We start from the raw sequence: 20,896 nt of genomic DNA on the forward strand, positions 1-20,896 counted from the left end.
CTAACCTACGGTCCCGTAACAAAGGAGAACGTTCTTATGGCGATGACGCAGACACAGCTTCTGCACGAGCTCGAACCCGTGGTCGCGGGAGAGCTCGACCGCCATCACACGATGGCCAAGGAGTGGTTCCCGCACAAGTACGTCCCGTGGAGCGAAGGCCGTGACTTCGACGGCGTCTACGGGGGCGAGGCGTGGCAGGACAGCGACTCCAAGATGCCCGAGGCGGCGCGCGTATCGCTCATCGTCAACCTGCTGACCGAGGACAACCTGCCCAGCTACCACCGCGAGATCGCCACCACCTTCGGCCGCGACGGCGCGTGGGGCACGTGGGTCCACCGCTGGACCGCCGAGGAGGACCGCCACGGCACCGCGATCCGCGACTACCTGACCGTCACCCGCGCGGTCGACCCGGTCGCGCTGGAGCGCGCCCGCATGACCCACATGGAGACCGGCTTCGCCAGCGAATACGGGACCATGCTCCAGCAGCTCGCGTACGTCTCCTTCCAGGAGCTCGCGACCCGCATCGCACACCGCAACACCGGCCGGGCGTCGGGCGACGAGGGCTGCGAGCGGCTGCTCGCCCGCATCGCCGCCGACGAGAACCTGCACATGCTCTTCTACCGCAACCTGCTCAAGGCGGCCTTCGAGCTCGAGCCCAACCAGACCATGCGGGCCGTGACGGACGTGGTGACCACCTTCCAGATGCCGGGATCGAGCATCGAGGGCTTCACCCGCAAGGCAATGATCATCGCTCACGAGGGCATCTACGACCTGCGCCTCCACCTCGACGACGTGCTCATGCCGGTGCTGCGCCAGTGGTCGGTCTTCGACAAGACCGGGCTCGACGCCGAGGGTGAGCAGGCGCGCGAGGAGCTGTCGGCGTTCCTGGCCAAGACGGAGGCCACGGCCGCGCGCTTCGTGGAGCGCCGCGAGGAGCGCCGCGCCCGCGCCGCCGCCGCTCGCTGACCGACCACAGCCCGGGCCTCCGGGAGCGCCCCGCGCCCCGCCAGGCCCGGCCCCCCGCCGCGCGGCTCTGTGCCGGGAGAGGCGGGAATGGTCCGTCTCGGGTGGTATGTCTGGGATGATCGGGGGCCATGGACTTCCCCGTGGCGCTGACCGTCTCCCTCGCCGCACTGGTGCTGATCATTCTGCTGGCCGGCGCCGCCCGGCGGCTCCTGGGGGTCAGGTTCGGGGCCGTCCGCACGTTCCTGGCCGCGCTGCTCGCCTTCACCATCGCCGCACCGCTGCTCTCGCCGATCATGGGCTCGTTCCCCGCGGGACGGCAGGCCGATCCCGGCATCGGAGCCGTGTGGGTGGTCCTGCTCGTGACCATGTGCGTGGTGCTCATCCCCATGGTGATCCTCGTGCTGGCCGAGGCGCTGGTGCCGCCGGGCTCCATCCCGGGGCCGTTGGAGCTGGCCCGGTCGCTGCGCGGCCGGATCTCCAGGGCCAGGCGCTACTCCCAGATCACCCGGATCGCCGTCCGGCACGGCCTCGGCCCGTACCTGCGCGGGCGCGGCGACCGGGTCGAGGACCGGCCCGGCAGGCAGCGGCTCGCGGCCTCGCTGCGCCGGGCGCTCGACGACGGCGGCGTCACGTTCGTCAAGCTCGGCCAGGTGCTGTCCACGCGCCGCGACCTGCTGCCGCCGGAGTTCGTGGAGGAGCTGGGCCTGCTGCAGGACCAGGTCGCGCCCGCCCCGTGGGAGCAGGTCGAGCCGGTGCTGACGGCCGAGCTGGGCGGCCCGGCCGAGACCGTGTTCGCCGAGTTCGACCGGACGCCGCTGGCCGCCGCGTCCATCGCGCAGGTGCACGCCGCCCGGCTGCGCTCCGGTGAGAGCGTCGTGGTGAAGGTGCGCCGGCCGGACATCGACCAGATCGTGGCCAGGGACCTCGACATCGTGCGCCGCCTCGCCGCCACCCTGGAGAGCCGCACGCGCTGGGGCCGCTCGCTCGGGGTGCGCGACCTGGCCGAGGGGTTCGCGGCGGCGCTGCGCGAGGAGCTCGACTTCCGGGTCGAGGCGGCCAACATGGCCGCCGTCACCGCGTCCCGGCCGTCCGCCCCCACGGGGCCGTCCGGCGGGCTCGCGGACTCCGGCCGGATCGCGGTCACGTACCCGGCCCCCGTCACGGCGCTGTGCGGCGAGCGCGTCCTCGTCATGGAGCGGCTGACGGGCCGCCCGCTCGCCGCCGCCGGCGCGGAGAGCGGCCCTGAGCTCGCCCGCGCCCTGCTCGACTGCCTGCTCCGGCAGGTGCTGGTCGAGGGGGTCTTCCACGCCGACCCGCACCCCGGCAACCTCATGCTGCTCGACGACGGCACGCTCGGCCTGCTCGACTTCGGCTCGGTGGGCCGCCTGGACACCTCCATGCGCTCCGCCCTCCAGCGGTTCCTGCTCGCCATGAACCGGCAGGACCCCCTGGCCGTGACCGACGCGCTGCTGGAGGTGATGCCGAGGCCCGAGGACATCGACGAGCCCGCCCTGGAGCGCGCCCTCGGGCAGTTCATGGCCAGGCACCTGGTGCCGGGCGCGGCGAGCGTCCAGATGTTCACCGACCTGTTCAGGATCGTCTCCGGGCACGGCCTGTCCGTCCCGCCGGAGGTCGCCGCCGTGTTCCGCGCGCTGGCCACGCTGGAGGGAACGCTGCAGCGGCTGGCTCCGGGGTTCGACCTCGTCGGTGAGGCGCGCTCGTTCGCCGGGCGCCACCTCGCCGAGCGGCTCGACGGCGGGGCGCTGAAGGAGACCGTCGTCCAGGAGGTGGCCGCGCTGCTGCCCATGCTGCGACGCCTGCCCCGGAGGATGGAGCGCATCGCCAGCGCCGCCGAGCACGGCCGCCTCGGTGTCAACGTCCGCCTCCTCGCCGACGACCGCGACCGCCGCTTCCTGACCGGGCTGCTCCACCAGGTGCTGCTGACGGTCCTCGGGGCTACGGCGGGGCTGATGGCGGTGTTGCTCCTCGGCGTCCAGGGCGGCCCGCGGGTGACCCCGGAGATCAGCCTCTTCCAGCTCATCGGATACAACCTGCTCGTCATCAGCGGGATCCTGGTGCTGCGGGTGCTGGCCGTCGTCTTCCGCCGCCCCCGCGACCAGCGCCCGTAGCCACTCAGGCCGGTAAAAACCACCCTCCCGGTCAACACTCTGGCCCCGCCGGTAACAGAACCTCATTCTGTTGATCTCTAGCGAGTAAACGTCCCCGCAGGTCAGAGGCGCGCCGGAGTCCCGTGCCGGCCTGGGCCACAACTTGACCTTGACCTGGTGTTGGACATCCCCGACATCGGGCAGGTTCCCGGCCATGGCCACCACATTGAGATCCTTCGGGAGCGAAGGGTGAGAATCATCGGGATCGCCGCGAGCCTCCACGCTGGATCCTTCATCAATAGATTGCTGACAGCGGTGGGCGGGGAGCTGCCGCCGGGCGTGGAGTTCACGCCCTGGACGGGGCTCGCCGCGGTGCCGCCGTTCACCGGGGGACCGATGCCCGACACGCCAGCGGGCCTGCGCCGCCTGGTGGACGGCGCCGACGCGCTGCTGCTGATCGCGCCCGAGCACAGCCTGCTGCCGGTCGAGCTGGGGGACGCGCTGCGGTGGATGTCCGCCTCCGGCGCCCTGACCGGCAAGCACGTCGCGGTGATGAGCGCCAGCGCCCGAGCCTGCGGCGCCATGTGGGCGCAGGCGGAGCTGTACCGGCAGCTCAGCGAGGCGGGGGCCATGGTCACGGGGGCCGAGCTGGTCATCTCGCCGCTGTGCCCGCACCTCGACGAGCGGGGCCGCCTGACCGTGGGGCGGCTGCGCGAGCAGGTGCGGGACGTGGTGAGCCGCCTGTGCCCGGCCCCGGTCGGCGAGCCCGTGCCCGTCATGGAGCCCGTACCCGTCAGGCAGCCCGCGCTGCGGCGCGAGGCCGCCCTCACCGCCTGACCGGGCCCGCGTCGCTCGTCACGCCTCCGGCCCGACCGCACACCGGTCGGGCCGGAGCCGTGTACGGGACACGTACCGGAGAAAAGCCGTTGGCCGTGGCATATGTCCGCTCGGTACGGTGGAGGGGTCACCGGAACCCCGGTCACGACGAACGACAGGAGCAGACCACCATGCCCGGCCCGCTGGTCGTCAACGACGCGGTCGTCATCCCCGACGCCGAGCTCGTGTGGCGCTTCTCCCGCTCCTCCGGCCCGGGCGGCCAGGGCGTCAACACCACGGACAGCCGGGTGGAGCTGACGTTCGACGTGGCGGCCAGCACCGCGCTCCCGCCGGCGCTCAAGGCCCGCGCCCTCGACCGGCTGGGCTCGCCGGTCATCACGATCGCCGCCTCCGAGTACCGCTCGCAGCTGCGCAACCGTGAGGCCGCCTGCCAGCGGCTGGCGCAGCGCCTGAGGGAGGCGATCGCGCCCCCGCCCAAGCGCCGCCGCCCCACCAAGCCCGGCCGCGGGGCGGTCGAGCGGCGCATCACCGCCAAGAAGCAGCGCGCCGACCTCAAACGCCTCCGCCGCGACCCCTGACCGGCCCGACACGCGGGGCGCGCTCGCCCCGCGAGGTCCCGATGCGGTAGGACCACGGCATGGAGATCTGGATCAACCCCGCCTGCAGCAAGTGCGCGAGCGCGCTGTCTCTCCTGGACGCCGCCGACGCCTCCTACACCGTCCGGCACTACCTGGAACAGCCGCCGACCGCCCAGGAGATCGAAGAGGTTCTGCGGCGCCTCGGCCTGCAGCCCTGGGACATCACCCGCCTCAACGAGGCCGCCGCGGCCGAGCTGGGCCTCACCGACTGGCCGCGCGACGACGGCCACCGCCATCGCTGGATCACGGCGCTGGCCGACCATCCCGTCCTGATCCAGCGGCCGATCATCACCGCGGACGACGGGACGGCGGTGGTGGGCCGCTCACCGGACGCCGTCCGCTCCGTCCTGGAGCGCGAGCCGGCCCGCCCGGACGAGTAGCCGCTGGAGGCGACCTCCCGTCGATCTTCTGATGGTGGGATGCAAGCCACATGTGCGACCATCGCCGGGAATCCGCGGGTCTAGTGGGGAGGCGCTGTGGCGGGGATCGTCGGCGTGCACGGGATCGGGAAGTACACCTACTACCTCGAAGCCGGCAACTCGGTGAGCGGGGCGGCCGAGGCGATGCGCCTCAAGTGGAACCGCTACCTGCACGCGGCGCTCGGCGGGGAGGCCAGGCCGTACGTCACCGAGGTCGCCTACTTCTCGCACCTCCTGCACGACCGCGCCCCCGAGCGGGGCCCGCAGGCGTTCGCCGCCATGGGGACCGACGCCCACCACGTGCTCGCCGAGTGGGCCCGGCAGTGCGGCTGGGGCGAGCACGTCACCGGCGCGCTCCGCACGTTCACGGGCTGGCTGCTGACGCGGCTCGACGCCCGCTCGGCCGCGTTCGCCCAGCTCTTCGCGCCCGAGGTCGCCGCGTACCTGACGGACCCCGTCAGGCGGGAGCGGTCGCGGCAGGCCGTCGCCGCGACGATCCGGCGCAACCGGCCGCGCGTCGTCATCGCCCACTCCCTGGGCAGCGTCGTCGCCTACGAGGCTCTCTGGTCCGACCCAGGTGTCGAGGTGGACCTGCTGCTGACCCTCGGCAGCCCCCTCGGCATGCGCAACGTCGTCTTCGAGCGCCTCCTGCCCGCCCCCGTCAACGGCCGCGGCGGGCGGCCGCCCGGCGTCCGGCGGTGGGTGAACATCGCCGACAAGGACGACATCGCCGCCATCCCCCCGGACCTGTGCGACAGCTTCGCCGGCGTCGACGTCGAGGAGCTGGTGAACCTGGACTGGATCGACTTCCACACGGCCGAGAAGTACCTGGGCTGCCCGGCGATCGACCCGCATCTGCGACCCTTTCTGTCATGAGATGGATCGTCTTCGACTACGGCAACGTCCTGTCGCTGCCCCAGCCCGAATCCGAGGTCGACGAGATGGTCCGCGCGGCGGGCGCCGACCCCGCGGCGTTCCGGGCCGGGTACTGGAAGCACCGCCTCGACTTCGACCGGGCCGCCCTGACGACGGAGGAGTACTGGTCGGCGGTCCTGGGCCGGTCCGTGGACGCGGGGGAGGCGGCGCGCCTGAACGCCATGGACGTGGCGAGCTGGTCGCACCCGGACGAGGGCGTGGTCGCGCTCCTCGGCGAGCTGCTCGCCGGCGGCAGCGGCGTGGGCCTGCTGTCGAACGCCCCCGCCTCCCAGGCGGACGGCCTGGAGGCGCTGCCCTGGGTCGCCGCCATCCCGCACCGCGTCTTCAGCGGCCGGATCGGCCTGGTCAAACCCGATCGCGCGATCTACGACCACCTCGCCCGCGAGCTGGGCGCCGACCCCGCCGACGTGGTCTTCGTGGACGACCGCCAGGTCAACGTGGCTGGGGCCCGGGAGGCGGGAATGACCGGCGTCCCGTTCACGACGGCCGGCACGCTGCGCGCCGACCTGACCTCTCTGAGCAACCTCTGATCGCCCGCTGATCAGCGCTGATCCACGCGCCGGCCCACGGCCTCGACCGACGCTGTTCACTCGTACGTGGCGCCGCTGTCATGACCGGGTCAGCGGCGCCGGACATACCTGAGGCGTGAACCGCAGATCCTTCCTCACCGCGGCGGCGGCCGGCCTGCTCACCCAGGCCGGCGCCCTCACCACCCCCACCTCACCGGCGGGGGCCTCCGCCTCCCTCGCGGCGGCTGGCTCCCTCGCCCTCAAGGGCGACCCGTTCACGCTGGGCGTCGCCTCGGGCGACCCCTCCACCGACGGGTTCGTGCTCTGGACCCGCCTCGCCCTGGACCCCCTCGGCGGCGACGGACGCGGCGGCATGCCGTCCCGCGACGTGGACGTCGACTGGCAGATCGCCGCCGACGAGCGCTTCGGGTCCGTCGTCCGCTCCGGCACCGCCACGGCCCGCGCGGGCGCCGCGCACAGCGTCCACGTCGAGGTGGACGGCCTGGAGCCCGGCCGCGAGTACTTCTACCGCTTCCGCTCCCAGGGCCGGCTGTCGCCCGCCGGCCGGACCCGGACCGCTCCCGCGGGGGAGCGGTCCCTCGCGTTCGCCGTCGCCGCGTGCGCCCACTACGAGCACGGCTACTACACCGCCTACCGGCGCCTGGCCGAGGAGGAGCCGGAGCTTGTCGTCTTCCTCGGCGACTACATGTACGAGTACGGCCCGAGCGGCTACACCGCGCTCGCCGGCCGGGTCCGCACCCACACGCCCGGCAAGTGCGCCACGCTCGCCGACTACCGGCTCCGCCACGCCCAGTACAAGAGCGACCCCGACCTCCAGCTCGCCCACGCCACGGCCCCGTGGCTGGTGGCCTTCGACGACCACGAGATCGAGAACAACTGGGCCGGCTCCGTCTCCAGCACCGGCGCGCCCGGGTTCGCCGGCCGCCGCGCCCACGCCTTCCGCGCCTACTACGAGAACATGCCGCTGCGCCGCGCCAGCCTGCAGGGCGCCGTGCTGCGGGTCAACCGGCGCGTCTCCTGGGGGCCGCTGGCGCGCTTCCACCTGCTCGACACCCGCCAGTTCCGCGACGACCAGGCGTGCCTGGACGGGGTGCGGGCCGGCTGCGACGACCGGCTCGACTCCGGGCGGACGCTGCTCGGCCCGGACCAGTGGAGCTGGCTGGAGAGCGGCCTGCGCGGCTCCACCGCCCGGTGGAACCTGCTCGGGCAGCAGATCATGATGACGCAGCGCGACTACAAGGTCGGGCCGGGCCGCGAGGTGAACCTCGACTCCTGGGACGGCTACGCCCCCGAGCGCACCCGGCTCCTCGGCTCGCTCGCGGCCACGTCGAACCCGGTCGTCCTGACCGGCGACGCCCACATGCACCACCTGGCCGACCTCAAGACCGACTTCGACGACCCCGACGCGCCGGTGATCGCCAAGGAGCTCATCGCCTCCTCGATCGCCAGCGACGGCGACGGCTACCGCGACAAGGCGTGGATCGCCGAGGCGCTGTCGGAGAACCCGCACATCTCGTTCATCGACCAGCGGCGCGGGTACCTGATGGCCAGGCTCACCCCCGACGAGCTGTCGGTGGACTACCGGACCCTCGACTACATCTCCCGCAGGGGAGCCAGGGCCAGGACGGCGCACCGGGTCACGATCCCGTCCACCGCCCAGGCCCGCGCCTGACCGTCTCTGCCTGTCCGTCCCTGCCTGACCGTCTCCTGTGCGGACGCTGAAGATTGGCTCAGCGTCCCGGCCAGGCCCCGTCGGGGAATCCGCTCCCCGAGCCGCCCTCCAGCACCACCTGGTCGCTCTCGCTGAGGCCCGAGGTGACCTGCACGTACTGGTCGCCGCGCACGCCCGTGCGCACCACGCGGGTGGCGTCCCGGCCGCCCGAGCGCACGGTGACCACCGAGGCGCCGTCCGCGCGGCCGCGCACCGCCGCGACGGGCACGTAGACGGCGTCCGCCGCGCTGCCGGTCGTCACCACGACCGACGCCGTCTGACCCAGCATGATGCCCGACGGCGGCTCGTCGAAGGCCAGCGCGACGGAGTAGCGGACGAGGCTGCCGTCCGTGGTGGCGGTCGGGGCGATGCCGGTCACCCGGCCCGCGTACCGCTGCCCGGGGCGCGTGGCCAGGGTGATCTGCGCCTTCTGGCCGATCTTGAGCCGGTTCACGTCGGATTCGGTGACCATGGCCTGGACCTGCTGCTCGTCCAGGTCGCCGAGGCTGACGAACGTGCCGCCGCCGGCGGCGTCACCGGCCCGGCCCGCGACCGACAGGACCGTGCCGGCGGCGGGGGCCACGATGCGGGTGCCCCGTACGGCGTCGGCGGCCTGCTCCAGCGCCGCCTGGGCGCGGTCGACGTTCGCCTGCGCCTGCTCCTCGCCGAGCCCGCCCTTCGCGCCGCCGCCCGGGGCGCACGCCCCCTGGGAGGGACGCGCGCCGCTGGAGGCGCGGGTGCTGGGACCGCCCGAGGGCCGGCCGGAGGGCCCGCCCGACGGCTTGCCCGTGGGCTTGCCGGTCGCCTTCCCGGTCGGCCTGCCGCTGGTCCCCGGGCTGGCCTTGCCGGTCGGGCCGGCGCTCGGGCCGCCGGTGGGACGTCCCGTGGGGGACCCAGCGGGGGGCACAGTGGGAGTCGGAGCCGGGCCGCCCGTCGGTCCGGCGGTGGGCTCCGTGGTCGAGGGGCGGGTCGGCGGCGCGGCGGTGACGGTCGTGGTCGCCGTCGCCGTCGCCGTCGCCGTCGCGGTGACCGTGACGGTGGCCGTCACGGTGGCCGTCACGGTGACGGTCGCCGTGGGCCGCGGCTCAGGCCGGGTCGGGTCCGGCGAGGGGCGGCCGGGAGGGTGCGACGCCGAGGAGGGCGTGGGCGTGGGGGAGGCAGCCGTCCCGTGAAGAGGGGCGGGCGTCCCGGCCTGCCGGAACACGGCTGCCTGTGCGGCGAGACCCTGGGCGGCGGCTGCCGGGGCCGCCGAGGAGGACGGGGCGCAGGACGAGGTGGCCGTCGTGGACGACGACGCGTCCTCCAGCGCCTCCTCGGCCGCCGCCAGGTCCGCCTTGGCCGCCTCGTACGACTCCCGCGCGGCGCGGCCGTCGATCCGGGCCAGCACCTGCCCCTTGCGCACCTTGGCCCCGACCTTGACGTACACGCGCGTCACGGTCCCCGAGCCGCCGAAGGCCAGGTCGCGGCGCGACCCGTCGACGGTGTTGCCGGCGGCCGTCACCGAGGCGGTCACCGCGCCGCGCCTGGCCGCCGCCAGCTGGATCCGGGCGGTGGCCGGGGCGTCGTCGCGCAGCGCTACGGCCAGGCCGGAGCCGCCCGCCAGGACGGCCAGGGCCAGCGCGCCCAGCGCGAGCGCCTTCGGCCGCGAAGTCGGTCTCATGACGGCCCATCCTGGCGCGGCAGGTTCACGCCCTCCTGCGAGCCGGCTCAGAGTTCGCTGTGTGCCTTCGGGGCGGCGGTCGTTGTCAGCGAACCTTCAGCAAGCTCCCGGCTCCGGCGCAGGCTGGTGTGCCAGGGTCACCGCCTGTGAAGGTGTCCCCCAGGCGCAGAGCGCCGACGACCACTACCAGCCGCAGGACGCTGGTGACCAACGGAGCGCTGGTGGTGCTCCTCCTGGGCGGTGCCGCGTTCGCCTATGCCCAGCTCGGCACGGACGAGGCGGCCGGCGAGACGGCCCTGCGGACCGCGACGGCCGGCCGGGGCAGCGTGACCGCCTCGGTGACCGCGTCGGGCTCCGTGGAGAGCGCCAAGAGCAGGGCGCTGACGTTCGGCACGAGCGGCACGGTCGAGCGCGTCAACGTCAAGGCCGGCGACAAGGTGAGCAAGGGCGACATCCTCGCCGAGGTGGACGACGCCGCCGCGCGGGAGACCCTGTCGGCCGCCGAGGCCACGCTGGCCTCCGCCACCGAGGACGGAACCTCGACCGCGCAGCTCTACGCCGCCTACGTCAAGGCGCGCAACGCCTACCGCGAGGCGAGCCGCACGGTCGCGGGCACCGTGATCCGGGCGCCCTTCGCCGGCACGGTCACCGCCGTGAACGGCAGCGTCGGCGGCTCCTCCTCCGGCTCCGGCTCGTCCTCGGGCTCAGGGCAGACCCAGTCCGGCCAGCCGGGGGCGAACAGCTCGTCCGCCTCGTCCGCCTCGTCCGGCTCGTCCGGTACGTCGGGCTTCATCGAGGTGGCCGACACCCGCAAGCTCCAGCTCGTCGGCTCGTTCACCGAGTCGGACGCCGGCAAGCTGAAGGTCGGCCAGAGCGCCACCGTCACCTTCGACGCGCTGCCCGGCGTCACCGCCACCGGCAAGGTGAGCCAGATCCAGCCGGTCGCCGCCACCAGCAACAACGTCGTCCAGTACCCGGTGACGATCACGTTCGGCAGCGTGCCCGCGCAGGTCCGGCTCGGCCAGACCGCCACCGTCGAGGTCGTCGTGGGCACCGCCGAGAACGCCGTCACCGTCCCCACCGCCGCCATCTCCACCAGCGGCGGCCAGAGCACGGTCACGCTGCTGAGGAACGGCGGCCAGGTCAGGACCCCGGTCCAGGTGGGGGTGCGCGGCACCGCCACCTCGGAGATCACCTCCGGCGTGTCCGAGGGCGACGTGCTCGTCCTGCCCTCCGTCAGCACCGGCACCGGGACGGGCACGGGCAACGGCCAGCAGCGCGGCTTCGGCGGCGGCTTCCCCGGCGGCGGCGGCGTGCCCGGAGGCGGGCGGTGACCGCTCCCGTCCTGCGCGTGCGGGACCTGGTCAAGGAGTACGGCGAGGGCGACGCCCGGGTCCGCGCGCTGCGCGGCGTGGACCTCGACGTCGACAAGGGCGACTACGTCGCCATCATGGGCGCCTCCGGCTCCGGCAAGTCCACCCTCATGAACATCCTCGGCTGCCTCGACGTCCCCACCTCCGGCAGCTACCGGATCGACGGCGCCGACGTGGGCCTGCTCGACGAGCACCAGCTCGCCCTGCTGCGCAACCGCAGGGTCGGCTTCGTCTTCCAGTCGTTCAACCTGATCCCGCGGATGAGCGCGCTGGCGAACGTGGAGCTGCCGCTCGTGTACGGCGGCGTCGGCCAGGCCGAGCGCCGAGCCCGCGCGCTCGCCGCGCTGGAGCAGGTGGGCCTGTCCGACCGGATCCACCACGAGCCCAACCAGCTCTCCGGCGGCCAGCAGCAGCGCGTCGCCGTCGCCCGCGCCCTCGTCACCGCGCCGGCCCTGCTGCTGGCGGACGAGCCCACCGGCAACCTCGACACCGCCTCCACCCGCGACGTGCTCGACATCCTCGACCGGCTCAGCCAGTCCGGCCGCACGATCGTGGTCATCACCCACGAGGACGACGTCGCCGCGCACGCCAAGCGGGTCATCCGGCTCGTGGACGGCGAGGTCGTGGAGGACCGCAGGCAGGCGCCGGTCGACGGCCCGCCGCCGAGGCTCGCGGAGGCCGCCCGGTGAACCGGCTGGAGATCGTTCGCTTCGCGCTGCGCGGCCTGCTGGCCAACAAGATGCGCAGCGCCCTGACCACGCTGGGCATCCTCATCGGCGTCGCCGCGGTCATCCTGCTCGTGGCCGTCGGCGAGGGCTCGTCCCAGAGCATCCAGCAGAACATCCAGCGGCTCGGCGCCAACACCCTCACCATCTCGCCGTCCTTCACCGGCGGAGGCGCGGGCGGCGGCCGGGGCGCCCCCGGCGGCGGAGGCCAGAACACCGGCCCCCGCACGCAGGCCAGGCAGCTCACCCTGGCCGACGCCGAGGCCCTGACCGACAAGGCGGCCGCCCCGTCGGTCGCGACCGTCTCGCCCGTCGTGACCGCCGGCTCGGCCACCGCCACCTACGAGGCCGCCAGCCACACCGTCTCGCAGCTCGTCGGCACCTACCCGAGCTACTTCGAGGCCATGAACAAGCAGGTGGAGCGGGGCACGTACTTCTTCAACGACGACGTGCTGGCCGCCCGCAAGGTCATGGTGCTGGGCACGACCGTGGCCGAGGAGCTGTTCGGCGACCTCGACCCGGTCGGCCGGCAGGTGAGCGTGTCGGGCGTGCCGTTCACGGTCGTCGGCGTTCTCAAGGAGAGCGGCTCCAGCGGCATGCAGGACGCCGACGACGTGGCCATCGCGCCGCTGCCCGCCGTCCAGCAGAGCCTGACCGGGTTCGGGTCGCTCGGCTCGATCGTCGTCCGGGCCACCGGGGCGTCCGCCACCGAGACGGCGCAGGCCGAGGTCACGGCGCTGCTCAACCAGCGGCACGGCATCACCGGCACGGCCGCAGCCGACTACCGCATCCTCAACCAGGCCACCCTCCAGGAGACCGTCAGCGCGGCGACCAGCACCTTCACGGTGCTGCTCGGCGCGGTCGCGGCGATCTCCCTGCTGGTCGGCGGCATCGGCATCACCAACATCATGCTCGTCACCGTCACCGAGCGGACCAGGGAGATCGGCATCCGCAAGGCCATCGGCGCGCCCCGCGGCGCGATCCTCGGCCAGTTCCTGATGGAGGCCACGCTGCTGAGCCTCGTCGGCGGGCTGTCCGGGGTGCTCGTGGCCTTCGCCGGCACCCGGTTCACCATCGCCGGCATCGAGCCGGTGCTCGTCCCGTCGTCCGTCGTGCTGGCCCTCGGCGTGTCGGTCGGCATCGGGCTGTTCTTCGGCAGCTATCCCGCCAACCGGGCCGCCAAGCTGAGGCCGATCCAGGCCCTGCGCCACGAGTGACGCGTCCCCCATCCCCGTATCCCCCTAGGAGACTGACATGGCCGAGCGCGACAGCTCGCTCGACTCCTCGCCGTTCCGCGACGACCTGCGCGAGGAGCTGGCCGTCCAGCCGCGCCGGGCGCCGTCCAAGCTCACGCTCGCGCTCGGGGCCGGCGTGGTGCTGGTGGCCGGCGTGCTGATCGGCATCCAGGCGCACAAGACGCTGGGCGGCGACGCCGTGCCGGCCGCCGCCGGCCGGCAGGCGGGCGCCGGGCCCCAGGGGTACGGCCAGCGCGGCAACGGCATGCCCCAGGGGTACGGCACCCCGCCCGGTTACGGCGGTCAGCCCGGCGGGCAGCCGGGCGGGCAGCCCGGCATGGGCCGCATGGGAGGCGGCGGGACGGTGGGCACCGTCGAGAAGGTGGCGGACGGCAAGGTATACCTGAAGGCCATGGACGGCTCCACCGTCACCGTCACGACCACCGGCTCGACCACGGTGCAGATCTCCAAGCCCGCCAAGGTGTCCGACCTGGCCACCGGCACCACCGTCGTGGTGCGCGGGGAGAAGGCCGCCGACGGCTCGGTGTCGGCCGTGTCGATCACCCAGGGAGGCGGCGGCCGATGAGCGTCCCCGAGGCCAGGCTGCTGGTCGTCGACGACGAGCCCAACATCAGGGAGCTGTTCTCGGCGAGCCTGCGCATGGCCGGCTTCGAGGTGTTCACCGCCGCCGACGGCAAGAGCGCGCTGCGGGTGGCCGAGGAGCGCGCGCCCGACCTCGTCATGCTCGACGTGATGCTGCCCGACCTCGACGGCCTGACCGTCGCCACCCGGCTGCGCTCGCGCGGCCGGCGCGTCCCGGTGCTGTTCGTCACCGCCAAGGACACCCCCGAGGACCGGCTGGCGGGGCTGGGGCTCGGCGAGGACTACGTCACCAAGCCGTTCAGCCTGGAGGAGGTCATCGCCCGCATCCGCGCCGTGCTGCGCCGCACCCGGCGCGGCGCGCCCCTGCCCAACCGGCTGCGCTCCGGCGACCTGGAGCTCGACGTGGAGACGCACGAGGTGTGGCGCAACGGGCTGCCCGTGCGGCTGTCGCCCACCGAGTTCCGGCTGCTGCGTTACTTCATGCTCAACACCGGCCGGGTGCTGTCCAAGACCCAGATCCTCGACCACGTCTGGAACGGCGACTGGCGCACCGACGTCGGCCTCGTCGAGTCGTACGTCTCCTACCTGCGGCGCAAGCTCGACACGGGCGAGCGCCGGCACCTGCACACCCTGCGCGGCGTCGGCTACATCCTGCGCCCGCCGAAGGACTGACCCGGAGGGAATGAGCGTGGGACGCGGGACTGAGGCCGTCCACGGCGTGCGGCGCCGCCTGGCGCGCACCCCGCTGTGGCTGCGCCTGGTCTCCGCGACGCTGCTGATGGTCACGCTGGCCATCGCGCTGACCGGGCTGTTCGCCGTCCGGCTGCTGCGCGGCTACCTCGTGGAGCGGGTCGACCAGCAGCTCCACTCCGCCAGCCGCCCGGCGCGCATGCCGCCGCCCCCCGACCCCACCGCCGGCCCCCGGTCGCCGGAGCGCTTCTACGGCCTGTTCCACGGCGTGCTCGTCGACGCGGGCGGCACCGTGATCCGCAGGTTCTCCGAGTCCACCGACGACTACACCCCGAACCTGCCCCGCCTGACCAGCGCCGAGGTCGCCCGCCGCGCCGGCCGTCCCTTCACCGTCGAGTCGCTGCCCGCCGACGGGCCGCTGTGGCGGGTGATCGCCGTGCCCGCCCGCGACGGCGACAGCCGCGTCGTCGCGATCAACCTCGGCGACGTGGACGGCACCGTCTCGCAGCTGATGCTCATCGTCGTCGTGGGCGGCGGCGGCACGCTGGTCGTGCTGGGGATCGCCTGCTACTGGGTCGTACGGCGGAGCCTGCGCCCCCTCGGCGAGATCGCCCGCACCGCCCGCGACATCGCCGGCGGCGACCTGTCGCGCCGGGTGCCGCTGTGGGCCGCCACCACCGAGGTCGGCAAGCTCGGCCGGGCGCTCAACGGCATGCTCGGCCGGATCGAGGTGGCGGTGCGGGAGCGGGAGGCGGCGGCCGAGGAGGCCCGCCGCTCGGCCACGGCCGCCCGGCGGTCGGAGGAGGTCATGCGCAGGTTCATGGCCGACGCCTCCCACGAGCTGCGCACCCCGCTCACCTCCATCAGGGGCTTCGCCGAGCTGTACCGGCTGGGTGAGGAGCGGAGCCTGGACGAGGCGGTCCGGCTGCTCGGCCGCATCGAGGGGCAGGCCGCCCGCATGGGGCTGCTCGTGGAGGACATGCTGCTGCTGGCCCGGCTCGACCAGCGGCGCGCCCTCGACCGGCGCCCCGTGGACCTGCTGAGCCTGGCCGCGACCGCCGTCATCGACGCGCAGACGCTCGCCCCCGACCGGGTCATCGAGCTGGTCCGGCTCGACGGGGGAGAGGGGCCCGTGCCGGTGGTCGGCGACGAGCCGCGCCTGGGCCAGGTGCTGGGCAACCTCATCGGCAACGCGCTCACCCACACGCCGCCCGGCACGCCGTTCCGCGTCGGGGTCGGCGTGTCCGGCGACCGGGTGGAGCTGGAGGTGGCCGACGAGGGGCCGGGGTTCCCGCAGGAGATCGCGGAGCTGGTGTTCGAGCGCTTCTACCGGGCGGACCCGGCGCGCGGCGCCGGCGGGGCCGGGCTGGGCCTGTCGATCGCGGCCACGCTCGTGGAGGCGCACGGGGGCGCGATCACCGCCTCGTCGCAGCCGGGGAAGGGCGCGGTCTTCCGCGTCGTCCTGCCCGCCGCCGAGCCGGGCTCCTACCCCAGCGCGTAGCCGTACAGGCCGGCGCCCTCGCCCAGCTCCCGCGCCCGGCCGGGCCGCACCCCCGGGTACGGGCCCGGCTTGCGCGCGCCCGGCACGAGCCACACCGCGCCCTTGTCCGGCTCGGCCACCACCAGCCCGTCAGCCGGTCCTCCGGGCGCCTTCCTCGCCGCCGTGACGGACAGGGCCGAGACGTGCTCGCCGCGCGCGGCCGGCAGCACGGCCGGGACCGCGCCGCGCCCCTTGACCAGCCCGTCCCCGTGGCGGGTCAGGCCGCCCGCCGGGGCGGAGGCCAGCACCTGCACCGCGTTCTCGCCCGGCACCCCCACCGCCAGCTCGTCGTCGCCGTCGCCGTTGAAGTCCCCGGCCGCCAGCGCCGCCCCGAACCGGTCGTAGTAGCGCGGCTCGCCCCGCAGCAGCCGCTGCGTCCACATCTCGCTCCGGGCCCCCCGCAGCCCGGAGCGGCCCCCGTAGAGCACGTGCACGGCCCCGTCGCCGTAGTCCATCGCCCGCTGGTTGGCGCTCAGCCCCTCGCCGGGCACCCCGACGGCCAGGTCGTCGCGGCCGTCGCCGTCGAAGTCGCCGGAGGTCAGCGCCGCGCCGAACGCGTCCCACTTCTCCGCCGAGCCCTTGATCCCCGGGCTGCTCTGCGTCAGGCCCAGGGCCCGGCCGCGCGCGACGTCGAGCATGGTCACCGAGCCCTGGCCGTCCTGGGTGACGCTGTCGGCGGGCGCGCCCACGGCCAGCTCGTCGCGGCCGTCGCCGTCGAAGTCGCCCATCGCGAGCGCGCCGCCCCCCTGGTCGGTGACGTTCGCGGCCTGCCGCACCCAGCGGGTGCGCTGCGTGATCTCGTACGGGCCGCGCCCCTTCATCCAGTAGACGACCACCGCGCCGCCCCGCCCCCGGGTGGGCGCGCCCACCGCCAGCTCGTCGCGGCCGTCGCCGTCCAGGTCGCCCGCCGCCAGCGTGGCGCCGAACCGGTCGCTGGACGGCTTGCGCAGCACCAGCCGCTCGCCCGCGCGCAGCCCCTCCGGTGAGCCGTGTAAGACCTGGACCGCGCCGTTGCCGTCACCGCCCGGCACCCGCTCGCCCGCGAACTCCTCCGACACCCCCACCGCCAGGTCGGCGCACCGGTCGCCGTCGAAGTCCCCGGTGGCCAGCGCCGAGCCGAACGAGTCACCCGGCTCGGCGTCGTCCTGGACGAGCCGCACCTTCCGCCCGTCGCCGTACAGGACGGTCACGGAGCCGGCGCGCCGGTCGTCGTACGGCGCCGCCACGGCGAGGTCGGGACGGCCGTCGCCGTCGAAGTCGGAGGCCCCGCCGCCGCACGACCGCGCGGCGGCGGCCGTACCGGCAGCGACCCTGCCGGAGGCGGCCGTACCCGCCTCGGCGTGAGCCGGGCCGGAGGCGAGAGGGAGGAGCAGACATGCGGCGAGCAGCGCTTTCATGTCTCCAGTGATGACTCCCCGGAAGGAACCGGGCCTGAACGGCACGGGAACGCGCCAAGAGGTCCGGATGCACATCGACCCCCGCGAACAGGAAGCCCGGCCGGCACGACGATCCCATCACGGGCCGGCCCGGGACCGTGCCAGGATAGGCGCGTGGCTATCGACGTGGCGGACATCGATCTCGCGGACCTGGACTTCTGGCGCAAGCCCCCCAAGGAGCGCAACGAGGCGTTCGCCCGGCTCCGGCAGCTGGAGCACCCGGTGTTCTTCGAGGAGAAGCGGGTGCCGCTCCTGCGCTCCGGCAAGGGCTTCTACGCCCTGGTCCGCCACGCCGACGTGGTGGAGGCCAGCCGCAACGCCAAGGTGTTCTCCAGCGAGCCGGCCGTCACCAACCCCGAGCCGCCCGGCTGGGTGAAGCAGGTGTTCGGCGAGTCGATGGTCAACATGGACGACCCCCGCCACGCCCGCCTGCGGCGCATCGTCACCCGCTCCTTCAGCCCGCGCATGCTGGCCGGTCTGCAGGGCGACATCGAGGCGGCCTGCGCGCGGATCGTCGACGACGTGGTCGAGGACGGGCCGCGCGACTTCGTCCACCAGGTCGCCGCCCGGCTGCCCATCCACGTCATCTGCGACATGCTCGACATCCCGCAGGAGCTGCGCGAGAAGGTCCACGAGCACGTCGACGTCTCCACGGCCTACACCGGTGTGCGCCCCAGCCTGGCCCGCAGCATCCAGCTCGCCGGCCAGAACATGCTGGCCCTGCTCGCCCTGCAGCGCATGGTGATCAAGCTCGGTCACGAGCGCGCCGCCGACCCCCAGGGCGACCTGATCTCGCTGCTGGTCACCGCCAACCCCGACGGCGAGAAGCTCACCGACAAGGAGCTGGGCTCGTTCTTCGCGCTGCTGCTGGTCGCCGGCAACGAGACCGCGCGCAACACGATGGCCCACGGCATCAAGCTGCTCACCGACAACCCCGCCCAGCGCGAGCTGCTGGCGAGTGACTTCGACGGCCACATCAACGGCGCCATCGAGGAGATGGTCCGCTACGTCTCCCCGATCATGCAGTTCCGCCGCACCGTCACACAGGACTACTCACTGCGCGGGCTGGAGCTGAAGCAGGGCGACAAGGTCGTGCTCTTCTACGGCTCCGCCAACCGCGACGAGAGCGTCTTCCCCGACCCCGACGCGTTCGACATCACCCGCGACACCAAGCCGCACGTCGGCTTCGGCGGGCCGGGGCCGCACTTCTGCCTCGGCGCCAATCTGGCCCGCCAGGAGATGCGCACGATGTTCCGCGAGCTGCTCACGCGGCTGCCGGGGATCCGCGCGGTCGGCGAGCCGGAGCTGCTGCTGTCCAACTTCGACAACAGCGTCCGCAGCCAGCCGTTCACGTTCTAGGGCCGCGGGGCGCCTCAGCGGTCGGCCCGCTCCGGGTCGAGCACGTTCGTCCTGATCGTGAGGAACGTGATGGCCGCGGAGACGAACATCATCACCGCGCTGACCATCATCGCGGTCCGGAAGCCCGCGTCGAACACCGCCGGCTGCTCGAACGCGTCGCCGACCAGGCCGACGAGCGGCGGCACCGCGGCCACCGCGAGCAGGCTGCCCGTGCGCGCCACCGCGTTGTTGACGCCGCTGGCCGTGCCCGCGTACCGCTCCTCGGCGGTGGCCAGCACGGTGGCCGTCAGCGGGGCCACGGCCGCCGACAGGCCGAGACCGAAGACGGCCACCGCCGGAAGGACCTGGAGCAGGTACGAGGCGCCGGTGGAGATCGTGCTCATCCACAGGAACCCGGCGCCCGCCACGACGATGCCCACCGTCATCGGCAGGCGCGGCCCGAACCTCTTGGCCACCTCCCCGGCCGGCGCCGACAGCAGCAGCATCAGCACGGTCGTCGGCAGCAGCGACAGGCCCGCCGCGATGGGCGAGAACCCGGACACCACCTGGAGCTGCACCACCAGCAGGAAGAACACCACGCCCATCGCCGCGTACATGATCAGCGTCACCACGTTGACCGCGGTGAACACCCGGTCGCGGAAGATCCCGACCGGCACCAGCGCGTCCGGTGAGCGCCGCCGCTCGACCAGCACGAACGCCACACCCAGCGCCACGCCGGCGATCAGCGGCGCGGGGGCGCTCAGGTCGATCAGCCCGTACGTGATGCCGGCCAGCGTCAGCGCCGCCAGCACCGCGCCCAGCACGTCGAAGCGGCCGGAGGCCTGCTCGTCCCTGCTCTCGGGCACGTGCCGCGCGGCGACCAGCACCACCAGCGCCGCGAACGGCAGGTTGATGAGGAACGCCCACCGCCAGCCCGCCCACTCCACCAGCCAGCCGCCGAGCAGCGGGCCCACAGCGGCGGCCACGCCGCCCAGCCCGGACCAGGCGCCCACCGCGCGTGGCCGGTCGGCCTTCACGAACGACGCCTGGATGATGGCCAGCGAGCCGGGCGTGAGCAGCGCCCCGCCCACGCCCTGCAGCGCCCGCGCGGCCACCAGGAACCCCACGTCGGGGGCCAGCCCGCACATCGCGGACGCGATCGCGAACCACACCGTGCCGATGACGAACACCTTGCGCCGGCCGAACCGGTCGCCGAGCGACCCGCCCAGCAGGATGAGGCCGGCCAGCGTGAGCGTGTAGGCGTTGACCGTCCACTGCAGGCCCGCCATGTCGGCGTCCAGCTCCTTGCCGAGGAAGGGCAGGGCGACGTTGACGATCGTGCTGTCGAGTAAGGTCAGGCCGGAGCCCAGGACCGTGGCGGCGAGGATCCACCGCCCCCGGGCGGACGCGAGCCGGATGTGGCCGTTCTCCATGGGCCCCATCCTGTCACCGCCCCGAGGTAGACCTTGATCTCCCCCCGGGCCCCTGCGGTCAGCCCCCGGTGCGGGCCCCCAGGGCGCGCAGCACGAAGTCCGACACCCGCTCCCCGGCCCGGTCCACGGTGTCGGCGCCGCTCACCAGGGGCACCCGCTCCGCGCCGATCACCGCCAGCACCATCCGCGCGGTCGCCGCCACGTCCGGCACCTCGAAGTCGCCCGACGCGGCGCCGCTCTCCAGGATCTCCGCCAGGATCCGCTGCATGGGGGCGACGTGCTCGGCCAGCCGCTGGTAGGCGTCGGGGCCGAGGGCGGCGCCGAGGTCGGCGGGGCCGGGATGCGGGTGGGCGACCAGGCCGGTGAGCTGGAGCCGCACGTAGGCGCGCAGCCGCTCGGCGGGGGTCGCCCCGTAGGGCAGCTCCCGCTCGTAGCTCTCGATGAAGTAGCTGGTGACCTGCTCGGTGAAGGCGAGCAGGAGCGCCGCCTTGTCGGGGTAGTAGTTGTAGAGCGCGGTCCTGGTGATGCCGGCCTCGTGCGCGACGTCGGTCATCGAGAGCGCGTCGATGCCCTGCTCGCGCGACAGGCGGGAGACCGCCTGGAGGATGCGCTCGCGCGTGCGGGCGCGGTGCTCGCCGATGGTCGCGGCGGAGATCCGGGGCATAGGGTCATGGTAGGCCGCGCGGCCGCGCAGGCCGAGGCGGAGCCCGGACCTGTG

At 74.0% G+C, this 20,896-nt stretch carries 19 protein-coding genes; 15 read left to right on the plus strand and 4 right to left on the minus strand.

The genetic code is table 11. The annotated features are described in order from the left end of the window. The first annotated feature begins 36 nt into the window (after nucleotides 1–36). The 8 genes from MTP10_RS32035 (at nucleotide 37) to MTP10_RS32070 (ending at nucleotide 8,106) form a co-directional block, all read left to right on the plus strand. Nucleotides 37–966 carry an acyl-ACP desaturase gene (locus tag MTP10_RS32035; RefSeq protein WP_310714078.1) on the plus strand — a complete coding sequence of 310 codons (930 nt, stop codon included), beginning with the start codon at nucleotides 37–39 and terminating at the stop codon, nucleotides 964–966. Nucleotides 967–1,094: 128 nt separating this feature from the next. Next, nucleotides 1,095–3,095 carry an AarF/UbiB family protein gene (locus MTP10_RS32040; protein ID WP_310714080.1) on the plus strand — a complete coding sequence of 667 codons (2,001 nt, stop codon included), beginning with the start codon at nucleotides 1,095–1,097 and terminating at the stop codon, nucleotides 3,093–3,095. 228 nt (nucleotides 3,096–3,323) lie between these two features. Beyond that, on the plus strand, nucleotides 3,324–3,911 hold the full coding sequence (locus MTP10_RS32045) for an NAD(P)H-dependent oxidoreductase (RefSeq protein WP_310714163.1): 588 nt from the start codon (nucleotides 3,324–3,326) through the stop codon (nucleotides 3,909–3,911). 170 nt (nucleotides 3,912–4,081) lie between these two features. Next, nucleotides 4,082–4,489: an alternative ribosome rescue aminoacyl-tRNA hydrolase ArfB gene (arfB, locus tag MTP10_RS32050; RefSeq protein WP_310714082.1), complete on the plus strand. Its 408-nt coding sequence runs from the start codon at nucleotides 4,082–4,084 to the stop codon at nucleotides 4,487–4,489. A gap of 59 nt (nucleotides 4,490–4,548) precedes the next feature. Next, entirely contained in the window at nucleotides 4,549–4,929 is a 381-nt protein-coding gene (locus MTP10_RS32055; protein ID WP_310714084.1) for an ArsC/Spx/MgsR family protein, read from the plus strand. A gap of 96 nt (nucleotides 4,930–5,025) precedes the next feature. Beyond that, nucleotides 5,026–5,844, plus strand: coding sequence for a hypothetical protein (locus MTP10_RS32060; protein WP_310714086.1), 819 nt, complete (start codon nucleotides 5,026–5,028; stop codon nucleotides 5,842–5,844). Further along, nucleotides 5,841–6,434 carry an HAD family phosphatase gene (locus MTP10_RS32065; RefSeq protein WP_310714088.1) on the plus strand — a complete coding sequence of 198 codons (594 nt, stop codon included), beginning with the start codon at nucleotides 5,841–5,843 and terminating at the stop codon, nucleotides 6,432–6,434. Before MTP10_RS32060 ends, MTP10_RS32065 begins: the two co-directional genes overlap by 4 nt. A gap of 115 nt (nucleotides 6,435–6,549) precedes the next feature. Continuing rightward, complete coding sequence (locus tag MTP10_RS32070; protein ID WP_310714090.1) at nucleotides 6,550–8,106, plus strand: alkaline phosphatase D family protein; 1,557 nt, start codon at nucleotides 6,550–6,552, stop codon at nucleotides 8,104–8,106. A gap of 58 nt (nucleotides 8,107–8,164) precedes the next feature. Here MTP10_RS32070 and MTP10_RS32075 read toward each other — a convergent pair whose 3' ends face one another. After that, the gene (locus MTP10_RS32075; protein WP_310714093.1) at nucleotides 8,165–9,805 is read right to left on the minus strand and encodes an efflux RND transporter periplasmic adaptor subunit; all 1,641 of its coding nucleotides are present in this window, start codon (nucleotides 9,803–9,805) and stop codon (nucleotides 8,165–8,167) included. Nucleotides 9,806–10,008: 203 nt separating this feature from the next. Between MTP10_RS32075 and MTP10_RS32080 the strand changes: the two genes are divergently transcribed. Genes MTP10_RS32080 through MTP10_RS32105 form a run of 6 tightly spaced genes read left to right on the plus strand, consistent with a single transcriptional unit; the run spans nucleotide 10,009 to nucleotide 15,932 of the window. Next, a complete protein-coding gene (locus MTP10_RS32080; protein ID WP_310714095.1) occupies nucleotides 10,009–11,139 on the plus strand; it encodes an efflux RND transporter periplasmic adaptor subunit in 1,131 nt (376 codons plus the stop codon). After that, nucleotides 11,136–11,867: an ABC transporter ATP-binding protein gene (locus tag MTP10_RS32085; protein WP_310714097.1), complete on the plus strand. Its 732-nt coding sequence runs from the start codon at nucleotides 11,136–11,138 to the stop codon at nucleotides 11,865–11,867. The genes MTP10_RS32080 and MTP10_RS32085 overlap by 4 nt, the downstream gene beginning before the upstream one ends. Beyond that, complete coding sequence (locus MTP10_RS32090) at nucleotides 11,864–13,120, plus strand: ABC transporter permease (protein ID WP_310714099.1); 1,257 nt, start codon at nucleotides 11,864–11,866, stop codon at nucleotides 13,118–13,120. Before MTP10_RS32085 ends, MTP10_RS32090 begins: the two co-directional genes overlap by 4 nt. Nucleotides 13,121–13,157: 37 nt before the next feature. Then, nucleotides 13,158–13,724: a hypothetical protein gene (locus MTP10_RS32095; protein ID WP_310714101.1), complete on the plus strand. Its 567-nt coding sequence runs from the start codon at nucleotides 13,158–13,160 to the stop codon at nucleotides 13,722–13,724. Continuing rightward, a complete protein-coding gene (locus MTP10_RS32100; protein WP_310714105.1) occupies nucleotides 13,721–14,413 on the plus strand; it encodes a response regulator transcription factor in 693 nt (230 codons plus the stop codon). The genes MTP10_RS32095 and MTP10_RS32100 overlap by 4 nt, the downstream gene beginning before the upstream one ends. A 16-nt stretch (nucleotides 14,414–14,429) precedes the next feature. Beyond that, the gene (locus MTP10_RS32105) at nucleotides 14,430–15,932 is read left to right on the plus strand and encodes a HAMP domain-containing sensor histidine kinase (protein WP_310714108.1); all 1,503 of its coding nucleotides are present in this window, start codon (nucleotides 14,430–14,432) and stop codon (nucleotides 15,930–15,932) included. Here MTP10_RS32105 and MTP10_RS32110 read toward each other — a convergent pair. Further along, nucleotides 15,917–17,368, minus strand: a complete 1,452-nt coding sequence (locus MTP10_RS32110) for an FG-GAP-like repeat-containing protein (RefSeq protein ID WP_310714110.1) — start codon at nucleotides 17,366–17,368, stop codon at nucleotides 15,917–15,919. The two genes, MTP10_RS32105 and MTP10_RS32110, sit on opposite strands and share 16 nt — an antisense overlap. Nucleotides 17,369–17,521: 153 nt before the next feature. Here MTP10_RS32110 and MTP10_RS32115 point away from each other — a divergent pair, with 153 nt between their 5' ends. Next, on the plus strand, nucleotides 17,522–18,766 hold the full coding sequence (locus tag MTP10_RS32115) for a cytochrome P450 (RefSeq protein WP_310714112.1): 1,245 nt from the start codon (nucleotides 17,522–17,524) through the stop codon (nucleotides 18,764–18,766). Nucleotides 18,767–18,780: 14 nt separating this feature from the next. Here the strand turns inward: MTP10_RS32115 and MTP10_RS32120 are convergent, their stop codons facing one another. Together MTP10_RS32120 and MTP10_RS32125 are read right to left on the minus strand one after the other, a co-directional pair. Continuing rightward, the gene (locus MTP10_RS32120; protein ID WP_310714114.1) at nucleotides 18,781–20,178 is read right to left on the minus strand and encodes an MFS transporter; all 1,398 of its coding nucleotides are present in this window, start codon (nucleotides 20,176–20,178) and stop codon (nucleotides 18,781–18,783) included. Nucleotides 20,179–20,236: 58 nt separating this feature from the next. Further along, on the minus strand, nucleotides 20,237–20,842 hold the full coding sequence (locus MTP10_RS32125) for a TetR/AcrR family transcriptional regulator (protein ID WP_310714117.1): 606 nt from the start codon (nucleotides 20,840–20,842) through the stop codon (nucleotides 20,237–20,239). Nucleotides 20,843–20,896: the final 54 nt, after the last annotated feature.

The organism is Nonomuraea sp. 3-1Str (assembly GCF_031570565.1).
Lineage (GTDB): Bacteria > Actinomycetota > Actinomycetes > Streptosporangiales > Streptosporangiaceae > Nonomuraea.

Excerpts from the sequence above, each read along its gene's own strand:
- MTP10_RS32055 (WP_310714084.1), top strand. The coding sequence starts at position 4,549 with ATGGAGATCTGGATCAACCCCGCCTGCAGCAAGTGCGCGAGCGCGCTG.
- MTP10_RS32125 (WP_310714117.1), bottom strand. The coding sequence starts at position 20,842 with ATGCCCCGGATCTCCGCCGCGACCATCGGCGAGCACCGCGCCCGCACG.
- MTP10_RS32040 (WP_310714080.1), top strand. The coding sequence starts at position 1,095 with ATGGACTTCCCCGTGGCGCTGACCGTCTCCCTCGCCGCACTGGTGCTG.
- MTP10_RS32075 (WP_310714093.1), bottom strand. The coding sequence starts at position 9,805 with ATGAGACCGACTTCGCGGCCGAAGGCGCTCGCGCTGGGCGCGCTGGCC.
- MTP10_RS32065 (WP_310714088.1), top strand. The coding sequence starts at position 5,841 with ATGAGATGGATCGTCTTCGACTACGGCAACGTCCTGTCGCTGCCCCAG.
- arfB (WP_310714082.1), top strand. The coding sequence starts at position 4,082 with ATGCCCGGCCCGCTGGTCGTCAACGACGCGGTCGTCATCCCCGACGCC.
- MTP10_RS32035 (WP_310714078.1), top strand. The coding sequence starts at position 37 with ATGGCGATGACGCAGACACAGCTTCTGCACGAGCTCGAACCCGTGGTC.
- MTP10_RS32095 (WP_310714101.1), top strand. The coding sequence starts at position 13,158 with ATGGCCGAGCGCGACAGCTCGCTCGACTCCTCGCCGTTCCGCGACGAC.
- MTP10_RS32100 (WP_310714105.1), top strand. The coding sequence starts at position 13,721 with ATGAGCGTCCCCGAGGCCAGGCTGCTGGTCGTCGACGACGAGCCCAAC.
- MTP10_RS32120 (WP_310714114.1), bottom strand. The coding sequence starts at position 20,178 with ATGGAGAACGGCCACATCCGGCTCGCGTCCGCCCGGGGGCGGTGGATC.
- MTP10_RS32110 (WP_310714110.1), bottom strand. The coding sequence starts at position 17,368 with ATGAAAGCGCTGCTCGCCGCATGTCTGCTCCTCCCTCTCGCCTCCGGC.